Source organism: Thiomicrospira sp. WB1 (genome assembly GCF_001507535.1).
In the GTDB taxonomy this organism is placed as follows: domain Bacteria; phylum Pseudomonadota; class Gammaproteobacteria; order Thiomicrospirales; family Thiomicrospiraceae; genus Hydrogenovibrio.
The window spans coordinates 1-14,149 of record NZ_LQBN01000004.1 but is presented as its reverse complement, the minus strand read 5'-3'; the positions used below and the strand labels follow the sequence as shown (position 1 = coordinate 14,149).

The window sequence follows — 14,149 nt, the reverse complement described above, 5'->3', positions numbered from 1 at the left end:
AAAAACGCCTTGCAAAAAGCTATACAAACCTTGTCGATCGACAAGTAATTAAGTATCAGTATGCATTGAAAAACACGGTTTATCGTTGCTAGGATGTAATAGTTCGTCCAATTATGGAGAAAGTATGAAAGAAAAGGGGAAACAAAGTATGCACTCAAACAGATTGAACCCATTAACCAAAGCCATGGCCGTGGCGCTGATGACGTCAGCCGCGGCCACCGCGCAAGCCAGTAATAATCTGGCTGGCGGCGTCTGGTTTAACTACGAAAATGTGAATGACACAGTCGCTTCCGGCGATGAATCTGAAAACAATGGTAATTTTGGCGAAGAAGCCTTCATTCTTTATGCCGATGGTCAGGCCGAAGAGGGTATCTGGTCTTATTCGGCAGAGCTTCGAGTTGGTCCCGGCAGCTTTACTGAACCGGCGTTTAACTCAACCGGCGATGAGTTTGGCATCCACAAAGCATGGGTCGGGTTTGATATTTCCGACAACCATAAAATTACGGTTGGTAAAAGCCAAGTACCTTTTGGTTGGAAAACCACCAATTTTTGGCCCGGCGATATGCTGATCGGTGGTTATGGCGACCAGATGGATGTTGGGATTAAGCTGGATGGTTCAAAAGATGCATTGAGCTACAGTGCGGCTTACTATCATCAGGATGATTGGAGCTATACCAGTGCCGATACCATGGATGATAACAAGCATTGGGGGGCATCAGCAGGCTCTAAGGCAGCTTACAGAAAAGTACAAACAATTGTCGGTGACTTGAATTTTGAAGTAGCTGAAGGTCATAAAGTCGGGCTTTCGCTTCAGTCAGGTAAATTGCAAGATTTGAGTGATCAACTTACAAATGAGTACGATGCGACTTGGAGTGGGGTTGATGGTGATCGTGAGACGGATGGTTCACACTCTGCTGGCGTAATTTATTATAAAGGTAAATTTGATCAAAATTTTGTGAACGCTCAGGTCATCAAAACCAAGCGTGAGCTGCCAGATGATTATGTTGCCGTTACCGATATGGAGCAAGACCAAGAGTCTACGCGTTATGCTTTGACTTTGGGGCGCAGTTCAGGCAACTGGACATACTACGTGGACGCAACTTGGGCGCAGTCTGATACGAAAGGCGATGACTCCAAGACTTATTATGGTTATGCGCCAGGTGTTAAATACAATTATGGTCCCGGCTGGATCTATGCCGAGTATCTGACCTCTGATGGCTACGTAGGCAGAGACGGGAATGTTGGCGAATATGATTCGTTTAATGCCTTGTATCTGACCATTGACTTCTACTTCTGATTAAGCCCTAACAAACCGGCCTGCGTGGCCGGTTTTTTATTTCGCTATTCTTTTTTAATCAAACCAAAGGTTTTATATGTCTAATAAACCCGAAAAGTTTGTGGACACGGATTATGAGATTGGTCAGGACAACGTAAAAATCCTGGGCATGGACATTCATAACCCTGTCTTTGCGACCGCGTCTTTATTCATTTTGTTGTTTTTGATGTGGACACTGATTGTTCCCGAGCAGGCCAATACCGTGTTGGGGGCTGCCAAGCAAGGCGCCATCGACCATTTTGATTGGCTCTTTATGGTGGGGGGCAACCTCTTTGTCTTATTCACGTTGTTCCTAATTGCCTCCCCGATGGGAAAAATTCGTCTGGGTGGAAAAGAAGCCAGCCCGGAGTTTTCCACGCTGTCCTGGTTTTCCATGCTGTTTGCGGCCGGGATGGGGATTGGACTGATGTTTTGGTCCGTTGCCGAACCGGTGGCTTACTTCACTGACTGGTGGGGCACGCCGCTCGGTGTGGAAGCCAGAACCGAGGAAGCTGCCGCCATGGCCATGGGGGCGACCATGTTCCACTGGGGCGTTCACCCTTGGGCCATCTACGGTGTCGTGGGGTTGGCGTTGGCCTTCTTCTATTACAACATGAAGCTGCCATTGACCATCCGCTCCGTCTTTTATCCGGTTTTCGGCGACCTGGTATGGGGTCGCGTGGGTGACGTGATTGACATTCTTGCGGTGTTGGCGACCATTTTTGGTCTGGCAACCTCCCTTGGTTTGGGGGCGCAGCAAGCCGCTGCCGGTCTGGGTTATTTGTTTGGCATTGAAGCCGGTATCAATGTGCAAATTGCCGTCATCGTCGGGGTAACCCTGGCAGCGATCTTCTCCGTTTTGCGCGGGGTTGATGGCGGTGTACGGATTCTGAGTAACCTTAATATGTCAGCCGCCACGGTCTTGCTGCTGTTTGTTCTGATTGCGGGCCCGACGCTGGCCATTATCGGTACCTTGTTTTCCACGGCAGGCACCTATGCCACGGAGATCTGGAGTTTGAGTAACTGGATCGGGCGTGAAGACGAAAAATTCTACAGTGGTTGGACGGTGTTCTATTGGGCCTGGTGGATTTCCTGGTCACCGTTTGTGGGGATGTTTATTGCCCGTATTTCCAAAGGGCGTACTGTGCGTGAATTTTTGACCGCAGTGCTGATTGTCCCAACCCTGGTGACCCTGGTTTGGATGTCCACCTTCGGCGGGTCGGTTTTGGATCAGGTTCAAAATGGCACGGGCGTATTGGCCGGTGGCATTGATAAAGTCGAACTGGCGATGTTCCAGATGCTGGAAAACCTGCCGCTGGCGGAAATCACCTCTCTATTGGCTGTTTTGCTGGTATTGGTCTTCTTCGTGACCTCGTCCGATTCGGGGTCGCTGGTGATTGATGCCATCACGGCAGGCGGTAAGACGGAAGTGCCATCCACTCAACGTGTTTATTGGGCTGTTCTGGAAGGCATGATTGCCGGTGTTCTGCTGTTTATCGGGGGCAGTGAAGCGCTCAATGCCTTGCAGGCGGGCGCGATCAGTACCGGGCTGCCCTTTACGCTGGTATTGATTGTGATGTGTTACAGCGTCTGGAAAGGGCTCAGACATGAGTACAATGCGCTGTACAAATAACGTCGCTGATAAATAGATCCCTTTCTGCAATAGAGAGGTTTGATAACAAAAAAAGCCAGGCCTGGTACTTTCAGGTCTGGCTTTTTTGTATTCTAAGGATGAGTCGAATGACTTGCTCAAAAAACTGAGAGGGCGATTTATATGAATGTGCCAGATAATCTGCCGGAGACCCGGGCGCGCTTAAACCCACCGGTGTTCTACACCGCCTCCGGTTTGGTCTTGCTATTGCTGCTTTACGCCGCACTGATGCCGACCCATGCCGAGGCCACCTTCAGCAATATGCAGGGCGTAATCATTGATAATGGCGGCTGGTTCTATGTTCTGACCGTCGCCATTATTCTGATTACGGTCACGTTTTTAGGGTTGTCACGCTATGGCGACATCAAGCTTGGGCCGGACCATGCGTCCCCTGATTACAGCAAAATCACCTGGTTTTCGATGCTGTTTTCGGCCGGGATGGGCATTGGCCTGATGTTTTTCGGGGTAGCGGAACCGGTGATGCACTATATGTCGCCGCCGATTGCAGAATCCGGTACGGTGGACGCGGCGCGTGAAGCCATGAAAATCACGTTTTTCCACTGGGGGCTGCACGCCTGGGCCATTTATGCGATTGTGGCATTGATTCTGGCCTTTTTCAGTTATCGTCATGGACTGCCGTTGACGCTGCGGTCGGCGCTTTATCCATTTATCGGTGAAAAAGTCTACGGGCCCATTGGTCATGCTGTGGATATTTTTGCGGTGATTGGCACCATCTTCGGGATCGCGACCTCATTAGGCTATGGCGTCTTGCAGATGAACTCCGGTCTGAATACGTTGTTCGATATTCCGGTGGATGTGGTCACGCAGATTGTGTTGATTGCGGCCGTCACCGGTTTGGCGGCGATTTCCGTGGCCACAGGGCTGGATAAAGGCATCCGTCGCCTGTCCGAGCTCAATATGAGCCTGGCGATTATTCTGATGTTCCTGGTGTTGTTTCTGGGTTCCACTGTCTTTTTGTTGCAGGCTCTGATTCAGAATGCGGGCACGTATGTGTCGGACATCATTCGAGTCACGTTTAATTTGTTTGCGTATGAAAAAACCGACTGGATCGGTGGCTGGACCATCTTTTACTGGGCCTGGTGGCTGGCCTGGGCACCGTTTGTGGGGCTGTTTATCGCTCGGGTGTCCCGTGGGCGCAGCATTCGCGAGTTTGCCATGGGCGTCTTGTTCGTCCCCGTAGGCTTCAGCATGATGTGGTTTACCTTTTTTGGTAATTCAGCCATCGATATGATTCTCAACGGTGGGCTGCAATCTCTGGGCGATGCCGTCTCCAATGATGTGGCTGTGGCCCTGTTTGCCTTTCTGGATCAGTTTCCATTCGGTTCGGTGCTCTCATTCATTGCCATCATCATGGTAGTGATTTTCTTTGTGACCTCGGCCGATTCCGGTGCGCTGGTGGTCAACATGCTGTGCTCCAACGGTCGGGATGATACCCCGCTTTGGCAGCGGATGTACTGGGTCATCGGCATTGGTCTGATTGCCATAATTTTGTTGTTGGCCGGTGGCTTGGGCGCCTTGCAGACCATGACCATTGCCAGCGCGCTGCCGTTTTCTGTGGTGTTGTTGGTGGCCACTTACGGGCTGATCAAAGCGTTACGCGTGGACATCACCAAGCGCGAGACTCTGCAGACCAATCTGGCCCCGGTGGCCACAGGCGGTGGGCAGAACTGGAAAAGCCGTTTGCACAACATTGTCGGTTACCCGTCGGAAGAGAAAGTGCGCAGTTTCGTGAAAAACATTGTCGTCCCAGCCTGTGAAGAAGTGGCTGAAGAGCTGCGCCATGAAGATCTGGAAGTCGAGGTTGAGCACGACACGGAGCGTGATCGCGCTCGCTTGGTGGTCAAGCATGGTGAGGAAACCGACTTTGTGTATGAAGTGCGCAACCGCTCGCATCTGAAACCGGAGTTCAGTCAGGAAGAAGTGCCGGAAGACCAGATGTCCGAACAGGCTCATTATTATCGAGCCGAAGTGCACCTGCGCGAAGGTGGCCAGGATTATGATGTGATGGGCTGGTCCAAACTGGCCATGATCAATGACATCATTGACCACTATCACAAGCATATGCACTTTTTGCACGTGTTGCGTTAGTTTGTTTCTGACGTTCCTTGAATCCCGCTCCGGCGGGATTTTTTTGCACAATTTTTCCTTTTTTATGCCTGTATAAAATTAACTTATCGTAGCAAAAAGGCTTTGATTGGTGCTTGATATACACATTGTTTATAGTTTCACAAAATATTCTGATGAAAACAGGCCTGCAGAGCATAAGGAGAACGTATGGGTTGGAAGAAAAATCTGCTGATGGCGACCGTCTGCGCGATCAGCCCCGGTCTGGCATCGGCCGAAGCGCCGGTAACTCAGGGCGAGCTTTTGGCAAACAGCTGCTTTTCGTGCCACGGTTATGAGGGCAAGGCGGTTGAAGGGGCGACCATTCCGCCTTTGGCGGATTATCCCGCTTCCCTGATTGTGTCGCAGATGAAAGCGTATCGCGACGGTGAGCGCGACGGCACAGTGATGCCACGTCATGCGCGTGGTTACACTGACGACGAAATCGAGCGGATGGCCGAATACATCGGCAAACAGGGACAGTAAAGGAGTCAACGCATGCAAGGAACGATGGATTTTCAACGCCGCTCGCTGCTAAAGCTGATTGCGGCGGGGGTGGCAGTGCCATCATCGCTTTTGACCGCCGGTTGCGCCGGGGACGGTTCAAAAAAGAACGGCCACATTGTGGTGGTTGGCGGTGGATTTGGCGGCAGTTCGGCCGCCAAGTACCTCAAACGCTATAACCCGGATCTGGCGGTCACGCTGATCGAACCCAAAAAGGAATATGTGACCTGTCCCGGTTCCAACTGGGTCATTGGTGGTGAAGCGGAAATGACCACGATCACCCATACCTATGACGCCGCAAAGCAACGCGGCATCGAGGTGATTCACGATCGGGTGGCTTCTGTGAACACAGATGCCAAAAGCATTCAACTGGCCGGCGGAGAGTCCGTTGTTTATGACAAACTGATCGTCTCGCCCGGCATCGATTTCAAGTGGAATGAAATCGAAGGGGCCAGTTCGGACATCGAAGCCAAAACCCCTCACGCCTGGAAGGCGGGGGAGCAAACCTTGCTGCTGCGTGACCAGTTGCAGGCGATGCCGGAAGACGGTACATTCATCATGGTGGCGCCGCCCAACCCGTTTCGCTGCCCGCCCGGTCCGTATGAGCGCGCCTCGATGGTGGCGCATTACATGAGCCAGCACAAGCCCAAAGCGGAACTGCTGATTTTGGATCAGAAAAATAAATTCTCCAAGCAAGCCTTGTTTATGAAGGGCTGGGAAGAGAATTATGGTGCCCGGATCCAGTGGATCGCCAAAATGGATGGCGGCGAAGCAGTCGGCATCGATGCGGACCGCAAGGTCGTCGAGACCACTTTCGGCAATTTTGAAGGCGATGTGATCAATTACATCCCGCCACAGAAAGCCGGGCAATTGGCGCAAGACATGGGGTTGACCGATGAAAGTGGTTTCTGTCCGGTCGACCAGCAGACGTTTGCGTCCAAGCAGATCGAAGACGTTTACGTGATTGGGGATGCGGCCATTGCCTCACCAATGCCCAAGTCCGGGCACTCGGCCGCCAGTCACGGTAAAATTGTGGCCGCTAACATTGTCCTGGAAATGGCCGGTGAGCCTGCCATCGCGGCCAAAAACGTCAATACCTGTTACTCGTTGATTGCACCGGATTACGGCATTTCCGTGGCCGCTGTGTACAACACGGTTGAGGGCAATATTCAAGAAGTGGAAGCGGCCGGCGGGGTGTCGAAAATGGACGCCACGCGTCGCGAGCGTGAACTTGAGGCCAACTATACGCGTGGCTGGTATCGGAGCATCACCGACGAAGTCTGGGGATAGCCCTTACTTGATTGCAAGGCACAAAAAAGCCCCATTCTCAATTTGATGAGATGGGGCTTTTTTTATTAGGGGGCGTCCGAGGCGGTGTGATGGCCAGGGACGCCTTTTTACCAGGCCTGGTGAAAAAGTATCCCACGGTTTAGCCTTTTTTGAGCAGGCTTTTGCCGGTCATTTCTTCCGGTGGTTGCAGATGCATCATGTCCAGCAGCGTTGGAATTACATCGCACAGGGCGCCGCCCTCGCGCAGTTGACGGTTTTCTTTGCCGTAATACACCAGCGGCACGGGCAGTGTGGTGTGAGAGGTCAGCGCTTTGCCGGTTGACTCATCAAACAGCATTTCCATATTACCATGGTCGGCGGTGACGATGGCTTGGCCGCCTGCCGCGTCAAGCGCGTCCAGGATTTTGCCCAGTGCCTCGTCCACCGCTTCGGCGGCTTTGACACAGGCGTTGAAGTCACCGCTGTGGCCCACCATGTCGGGGTTGGCGATGTTACAGATAAAGGTGTCGTACTCCCCGGAAGCGATCGCCGCGACCAGTTTTTCCGTCAGTTCCGGCAGACTCATTTCCGGCTGCAGGTCGTAGGTCGCAACTTTGGGCGAGTTGACCAGAATGCGGTCTTCGTTTTTGTTGGGCGCTTCCACACCGCCATTAAAGAAAAAGGTGACGTGGGCGTATTTTTCGGTTTCGGCAATGCGCAACTGCTTCAGGTTTTTGCTGGCAACAAATTCCCCAAAGGTGTTGCGCAGTTTGTTGGGGCGGTAGGCCACCAAAGCACCGAATTTTTCAAAGCTCTTTTTGTATTCGGTCAGGGTGACAAACGCCGACAGAACTGGTGTTTTGCAGCGATGAAAATCACCGAAGTCATCAGCGATGAACGCCCGGGTCAGTTGACGGGCCCGGTCGGATCGGAAGTTCATGAAGATGACCGAATCACCTTCTTTGACTTTGAAAGGCTTGCCGTTTTTGCGTTGGATGGCGGTGGCCTGAATGAACTCATCCGTCTCATTGCGGTCATAAGCTGCTTTGACCGCGTCCACTGCATTTTTGGCCTGAAATTCGGCTTCACCACAGGTGATCACGTCATAGGCTTGCTTGACCCGATCCCAGCGGTTGTCGCGGTCGAGTGCATAATAACGACCGGTGACGGACGCGATGCGCCCGCCGCCCAGTTCTTTCATGTAGGCTTCGAGTTCCTCGATGTAACCAATGGCACTGTGAGGCGAGGTGTCACGGCCATCGGTAAAGGCATGCACCAGAACTTTGGCACCGCGGTCATGGGCCAGTTTGATGCTGGCTTTGATGTGGTTGATGTGGGAGTGCACGCCGCCATCAGACAGCAGTCCCAGGATGTGAACGCGCTTGCCGCGATCAATGGCGGCGTCCACGGCTTTGAGCAGCGCGTTGTTCTGGAAAAAGCGCCCATCGTCAATGTCTTTCTGGATGCGGGTCAGTTCCTGATACACCACACGACCGGCACCGAGGTTCATGTGGCCGACTTCGGAGTTGCCCATCTGGCCGTCCGGTAACCCCACGTCCATACCGGAAGTGTTGATCAGGGTGTGAGGGTGGTTCTGGTAGAACTTGTCCCAGTTCGGGGTGTTGGCCTGGGCAATGGCGTTGTGTTCGGTCTCTTCACGGTGTCCCCAGCCGTCAAGGATAATCAGGCCGGTGGGTCGGGGGAAAGATTTAGACTGACTCATAGTTGCGGTTTTTTCCTTTTGAGAAATTTCGTTCAGCGGGTGTCGCTGACCGGCCGCGATCACCTAGTTTGACTGAGTGGCAGAAAACGACCGTTTGAAAAATGTCATTTATTGTAACGGCTTTCGCTGTTAAAATCATCCGCGCCGAAAAGCCGCCACCGGGTTTGAGTGCGTACCCAGTGTCTTAATGACATCAGTCTAATGGCGGTCGTGACGAGGATTTGTGAATGTTTATTGAATTTGTGCAAGAGCAGATTTTGCTGTTTGTTGCCATGGCGGTGATCGTGGCGATGCTGATCTGGAGTTATGTGGGGGACAAGGTCTCCGGCATTAATAATGTCGATGCCAACGACGCGGTGCGACTCTATAATCAGGGCGCCAAGCTGCTGGATGTGCGCTCTGAAGGCGAGTACAAGAGCGGGTTTATTGGCGAGGCCAAACTGGTGACGCCGTCGGAAATTGAGCAGACCATGCAGAATATGGCCAATCAGAAAGACCAGCCGGTGTTGGTGTATTGCCAGAGTGGCATGCGGTCTGCAGCGGTGGCGAAAAAACTGTCCAAGAATGGTTTTTCCCAGGTGTATAACCTCAAAGGTGGGATTGCCGCCTGGAAAAGTGCGGGATTGCCGATTAATAAGCCCGTTTCCAAAAAAAAACAGAAAAGGCAGAGAGCATGAGCGAGTCAACACCGGAAATTGTGGTCTATCTCACCCAGACCTGTCCGTTTTGCACCATGGCCAAACGCCTTTTGGATGGGCGCGGCTTGAGCTACGATGAAATCGATGTCGGCGCCGATCGCAGCCTTTGGAAAGTCTTGCAGGAAAAAAGCGGTCGCAACACCGTGCCTCAGGTGTTTATTGGCGAGCACCATGTCGGTGGGTTTGATGATTTGCAGGCGGCAGACGACTCGGGTGAACTGGACCGGTTGTTGGCGCAGTGATTTGAATCGCTGTCGTAGAATTTTTCTCTATTTTTAACCAGGCCTGGTCAAAACGTGATGCGGGCCTGTCTCATGTATCAGGATGAACACGATGTCAGAACAAGAAAAGCAGTTTTCCATTCAGAAAATCTACACGCGTAACATTTCGTTTGAGTCGCCCAATGCGCCGGAAATGTTTACCCGTGATTTCCAGCCACAGTTGGATGTGGACTTGAATGTGGAATCCAAAAAACTCGAAGACGGCATCTTTCATGTGGTCGTGCGCGTGACTGCCACCACCAAAATGGAAGAGCGAACGGCCTTTTTGTGCGAGGTCGAACAGGCTGGCATTTTTGGCATCAGTGGGTTCGATGAAGGTGAATTGAATTATCTCTTGGGCGCACAGTGCCCCAATACCCTGTTCCCTTATGCGCGTGAAGCGGTGTCCGATCTGGTGATTCGCGGCGGCTTCCCGCAATTGTTGCTGGAGCCGGTGAACTTTGATGCCATGTATGCCAATCACATGCAGCAACAAGAAGGTGATGCGCAGACCGCACAGTAAGTTTCATGTCAACGATGCAGGCTTCAAACGCGAAACAGCAGACACTCGCCGTGCTGGGTGCCGGTGCCTGGGGCACCGCTTTGGCCGTGCATCTGGCTCGAAAAGGGCATCGCGTGCATCTCTGGGACCATCAGGCTGCCCGCGCTGAGCGGCTGGCGCAGGCACGGGAAAATCAGCGTTATTTACCCGGGGTGATGTTTCCGGATTCTTTGACGGCACACGGTGATCTTTCCGAGGTTTTGCCTCAGGCCGAGGGTGTGTTGGTGGTGGTACCAAGTCATGCATTTCGTGCTGTCTTGAAAACCCTTTCGACGCAGCTTGCACCGTCCGTTCCGGTGGCCTGGGCGACCAAAGGGTTTGAGCCGGAGACCTGTTTGCTGTTGCATCAGGTGGCGGCCGATGAGCTGGGCGACACCACGCCACAGACGGTTGTGTCCGGGCCGACGTTTGCCAGTGAAGTGGCCAAAGGGTTGCCAACCGCGATGGTGGCGGCTTCCAGTGACTTGGAGATGGCTAAGTTCTGGGCCGATGCGTTTCATAATGAACAGTTTCGCATGTATACCCAGCAGGACATGGCCGGGGTGGAAATCGGGGGCGCCTACAAAAATATTATGGCCATCGCCACTGGCTTGTCCGATGGCTTGAGCCTCGGCGCCAATGCACGAGCGGCCCTGATCAGTCGCGGGATGGTGGAAATGATGCGTCTGGCCAATGCGCTGGGCGGGCACCAGGAAACCATGATGGGGTTGTCCGGTTTGGGCGATCTGGTATTGACGTGCACCGATGACCAGTCACGCAATCGCCGTTATGGCATGGCGTTGGCGCAATCACAGGCGGCTGGGAGTGAAGACGCCGCGGCCCGGTCACAGCGGATTCTGCAATCCATCGGCCAGGTGGTTGAAGGTATTAAGGCCGCGGAAGCGGTCAAGCACATTGCGCAGCGCCATCAGTTGGAATTGCCGATTATGGCCGAAGTCTGGTCGGTGATCCACAACCGTAAATCCGTTGAAGCGGCCGCGCAGGCATTGATGGCGCGTTCCGGGAAGTCAGAGCTGGAGTTTTTCTAACCCGTCTCAAATGTCGGTTTGAAGCGGTTTGGCACCTTCAAATGCCAGTTGTCGCCAGGCCTCATAAGCCACGATGGAGGCGGCATTCGCAAGGTTTAAGCTTCGGCCGCCGGGCGTCATGGGGATGGTGAGTCGATGTTCGGGCGTGTGCTCGTCAAGCACGCTTTGCGGCAATCCGCGCGTTTCCGGCCCGAACAAAAACGCATCGCCCGCCTCAAATGTGGGGTCAGTATAGAGTCGATGCGCCTTGGTGGTGAGGGCAAAGACCCGATTGGGTTGAATGCGCTCAATCGCCTCGGAAAGGGAAGCGTGTTCGTGCAATTGGGCCAGTTCCGCGTAATCAAGCCCGGCTCGGCGCACTTTTTTCTCGCTGAGGTCGAAGGCGTAAGGCTGTATCAGGTGCAGCTGGGCCCCCATGTTGGCACTGAGTCGGATCAGTGCACCAGTGTTCTGTGGGATTTCCGGTTCGTATAGAATAATGTGGATCATTTTAAACGGGTGATAACCTTTGATTGATTTATCGACAACATTGTGTGGCGTGACATTTGCCAGTCCCGTGGCCATGGCCTCGGGCAATGCCGGTTACGGCATAGAATACCCGTTTGTCTCGGGTTTTTCGAATCGGGAGGCCGGTGCGGTGTTTCTGAAAGGCACCACGCTGGAACCCAGAGCCGGGAATCGGGCTGAGCGGGTGATGGAGTCCCCGAGCGGGTTGTTGAATGCAATCGGGTTGCAAAACCCGGGGGCCAAAGCCGTCATTGAAGATTATTTGCCCAAGCTGGATCTTTCTGAATCGCGTTTTATTATCAATGTGTCCGGCTCCACAGTGGAAGATTACGCCGAAGTCGTGCGGATGTTTGACCAGACCGAATTGCCGGCCATTGAGATCAATATTTCCTGTCCCAATGTCAAAAAAGGGGGCGCGGCGTTTGGCAATGATCCGGACATGGCCGCTCAGGTGGTCGAGGCCTGTCGTCAGGAAACGAGCAAGCCGCTGATTGTGAAGCTCTCGCCCAATCAGACGGACATTGCCGAAGGGGCGCGTCGGGTGATTGATGCCGGCGCTGACATGCTTTCGGCCATCAATACGCTGATGGGGATGCAGATCGACATTCATTCTCAGACGCCGACACTGGGCAATAATCAGGGTGGACTGTCCGGCCCGGCAATCAAACCAGTGGCACTGTTGAAAGTGCATCAGGTTTATCAGGTGGCCAAACAATACGATGTGCCGGTCATTGGGCTGGGTGGCATCGCCTCGGCCGAAGATGCGATTGAGTTCCTGTTGGCCGGTGCCTCGATGGTGGCTGTGGGGACGGCCCTGGCCAAGGACCCGCTTTTGGTCAAAAAAATCAATCGTGGTTTGCGTCAGTATATGAAGCGCTATGGTTACACCCGCGTCACTGAGTTAACCGGACGCCTGACCCTCAACACCTAAAGATTCATAAACCATAAAGACAAACCTTATGAAACCAAGTATTGAAGAACAACTGGCCGTGATTAAGCGCGGTGCCGAAGAAATTATTGTCGAAGATGAGCTGATCGAAAAGCTCAAAAGCGGACGTCCCTTACGTGTCAAGGCCGGGTTCGATCCCACGGCACCGGATCTGCATCTCGGGCACACGGTGTTGATCAACAAATTGCGCCAGTTTCAGGATCTGGGGCATGAGATCCAGTTCCTGATCGGAGACTTTACCGCCATGATCGGCGACCCGTCTGGCAAGACCGCGACGCGCCCGCCTTTGTCGAGAGAAGACGTAGTGGCCAATGCGGAAACCTACAAGGAACAGGTGTTTAAAATTCTGGACCCGGAGAAAACTCGGGTGGTGTTTAACTCAGACTGGATGAATGCGTTATCGGCGGCCGATATGATTCAGTTGGCGTCCACACAGACCGTGGCCCGCATGCTGGAGCGTAATGACTTTGAACAGCGCTATGAAGCCAAAACGCCGATTGCCATTCACGAATTTCTCTACCCTTTGGTGCAAGGCTATGATTCCGTGGCACTTGAATCCGACATCGAACTGGGCGGGACGGATCAGAAGTTCAACCTGTTGATGGGGCGCACTCTGCAGCATCATTATGGTAAGAAAACCCAGTGCACGCTGACCATGCCGATCCTGGAAGGCCTGGACGGGGTGCAGAAGATGTCCAAGTCACTGAATAATTACATCGGCATCCAGGAACCGCCCAATGAAATGTTTGGCAAAATTATGTCGGTGTCGGATGAACTGATGTGGCGCTATTTTGAATTGCTGTCACTGGAGTCGCTGGAAACCATTGCCGGATACAGGCAGGCTGTGGAAGATGGAGAGAATCCGCGCAACATTAAAATCAAGCTGGCATTGGAGCTGATCGGTCGTTTCCATTCGGATGACGCTGCGCAAAAAGCCTTGAAAGATTTTGAAACGCGCTTCAGCAAAAACGCCATCCCGGATGAAATGCCTGAAATTACCCTGGAGGCCCCTCTGCCTCTGGCCAATCTGTTGAAAGAGGCCGGCTTGGTGCCGTCCACGTCCGAAGGGCATCGCATGGTGAAACAGAACGCGGTCAAGTGCAATGGTGAAAAGTTAACCGATTCCCGTGCTCTGGTCGAAACGGCCGACGGGGACGTGTATCAGGTCGGCAAGCGAAAATTTGCTCGAATCACCATCACGGCCTGATCGGTTCAGACCCTGTTTTCACCAGGCCTGGTGAAAACAGGGCTTTTTGAGTTGGAAATTAAGGCGTGATAAAGCGTTTCTCGGCTTTAAAGTGAAATATCCTTCCAATTTCTGCAAAAACCCCTTGCGTTTTAAACGAGAGTCGCTAGAATACGCCCCCTGTTCAGCGTTGCTGATGCGGCGTTTCCGTAAGGGGAGCGGCTTTTTGATTGAAGCGATGATCTGAGTTGGATTGAGTGTTTTAAAGAGACATCAGGCTGACACAGAAACATCAAAAAAACTTCAAAAAAGAGCTTGACCGCGATGAGTGATCGCACTAGAATACGCAGCTTCTTGAGGGACACGGCAAGGC

The 14,149-nt window shown here is 52.9% G+C and carries 14 protein-coding genes; 11 read left to right on the top strand and 3 right to left on the bottom strand.

Features of this window, described 5'->3' with window-relative positions:
- Positions 1-124 precede the first annotated feature (124 nt).
- The 5 genes from AVO41_RS09325 to AVO41_RS09305 all read left to right on the top strand — a co-directional run bounded on the left by AVO41_RS09325 (position 125) and on the right by AVO41_RS09305 (position 6,884).
- Positions 125-1,297, top strand: coding sequence for a hypothetical protein (locus AVO41_RS09325; RefSeq protein WP_235584729.1), 1,173 nt, complete (start codon positions 125-127; stop codon positions 1,295-1,297).
- 76 nt (positions 1,298-1,373) lie between these two features.
- Entirely contained in the window at positions 1,374-2,948 is a 1,575-nt protein-coding gene (locus tag AVO41_RS09320) for a BCCT family transporter (protein WP_068586134.1), read from the top strand.
- Between the two features lie 141 nt (positions 2,949-3,089).
- Complete coding sequence (gene betT, locus AVO41_RS09315) at positions 3,090-5,075, top strand: choline BCCT transporter BetT (RefSeq protein ID WP_068586131.1); 1,986 nt, start codon at positions 3,090-3,092, stop codon at positions 5,073-5,075.
- A gap of 186 nt (positions 5,076-5,261) precedes the next feature.
- Positions 5,262-5,576, top strand: coding sequence for a c-type cytochrome (locus tag AVO41_RS09310; RefSeq protein WP_235584728.1), 315 nt, complete (start codon positions 5,262-5,264; stop codon positions 5,574-5,576).
- Positions 5,577-5,588: 12 nt separating this feature from the next.
- Positions 5,589-6,884 carry an NAD(P)/FAD-dependent oxidoreductase gene (locus AVO41_RS09305; RefSeq protein ID WP_201022876.1) on the top strand — a complete coding sequence of 432 codons (1,296 nt, stop codon included), beginning with the start codon at positions 5,589-5,591 and terminating at the stop codon, positions 6,882-6,884.
- A 139-nt stretch (positions 6,885-7,023) separates the two neighbouring features.
- Here the strand turns inward: AVO41_RS09305 and gpmI are convergent, their stop codons facing one another.
- Entirely contained in the window at positions 7,024-8,586 is a 1,563-nt protein-coding gene (gene gpmI / locus AVO41_RS09300; protein WP_068586128.1) for a 2,3-bisphosphoglycerate-independent phosphoglycerate mutase, read from the bottom strand.
- A gap of 227 nt (positions 8,587-8,813) precedes the next feature.
- Here gpmI and AVO41_RS09295 point away from each other — a divergent pair, with 227 nt between their 5' ends.
- From AVO41_RS09295 to AVO41_RS09280, 4 genes are all read left to right on the top strand, one after another.
- The gene (locus AVO41_RS09295; RefSeq protein ID WP_068586125.1) at positions 8,814-9,263 is read left to right on the top strand and encodes a rhodanese-like domain-containing protein; all 450 of its coding nucleotides are present in this window, start codon (positions 8,814-8,816) and stop codon (positions 9,261-9,263) included.
- The gene (gene grxC / locus AVO41_RS09290; RefSeq protein WP_068586122.1) at positions 9,260-9,526 is read left to right on the top strand and encodes a glutaredoxin 3; all 267 of its coding nucleotides are present in this window, start codon (positions 9,260-9,262) and stop codon (positions 9,524-9,526) included. The genes AVO41_RS09295 and grxC overlap by 4 nt, the downstream gene beginning before the upstream one ends.
- A gap of 91 nt (positions 9,527-9,617) precedes the next feature.
- Entirely contained in the window at positions 9,618-10,067 is a 450-nt protein-coding gene (gene secB / locus AVO41_RS09285; protein ID WP_068586119.1) for a protein-export chaperone SecB, read from the top strand.
- Between the two features lie 5 nt (positions 10,068-10,072).
- On the top strand, positions 10,073-11,134 hold the full coding sequence (locus AVO41_RS09280) for an NAD(P)H-dependent glycerol-3-phosphate dehydrogenase (RefSeq protein ID WP_369793277.1): 1,062 nt from the start codon (positions 10,073-10,075) through the stop codon (positions 11,132-11,134).
- Positions 11,135-11,140: 6 nt separating this feature from the next.
- Here the strand turns inward: AVO41_RS09280 and AVO41_RS09275 are convergent, their stop codons facing one another.
- On the bottom strand, positions 11,141-11,623 hold the full coding sequence (locus AVO41_RS09275; protein WP_068586115.1) for a tRNA (cytidine(34)-2'-O)-methyltransferase: 483 nt from the start codon (positions 11,621-11,623) through the stop codon (positions 11,141-11,143).
- A 19-nt stretch (positions 11,624-11,642) separates the two neighbouring features.
- Here AVO41_RS09275 and AVO41_RS09270 point away from each other — a divergent pair, with 19 nt between their 5' ends.
- Both AVO41_RS09270 and tyrS read left to right on the top strand, forming a co-directional pair.
- Positions 11,643-12,572, top strand: a complete 930-nt coding sequence (locus AVO41_RS09270) for a dihydroorotate dehydrogenase (RefSeq protein WP_068586112.1) — start codon at positions 11,643-11,645, stop codon at positions 12,570-12,572.
- Positions 12,573-12,600: 28 nt separating this feature from the next.
- On the top strand, positions 12,601-13,797 hold the full coding sequence (gene tyrS / locus AVO41_RS09265) for a tyrosine--tRNA ligase (protein ID WP_068586109.1): 1,197 nt from the start codon (positions 12,601-12,603) through the stop codon (positions 13,795-13,797).
- A 131-nt stretch (positions 13,798-13,928) separates the two neighbouring features.
- On the opposite strand, the gene AVO41_RS10890 is transcribed toward tyrS, so the two are convergent.
- A partial coding sequence (locus tag AVO41_RS10890) for a hypothetical protein (protein WP_235584726.1) occupies positions 13,929-14,149 on the bottom strand: 221 nt, incomplete at its 5' end.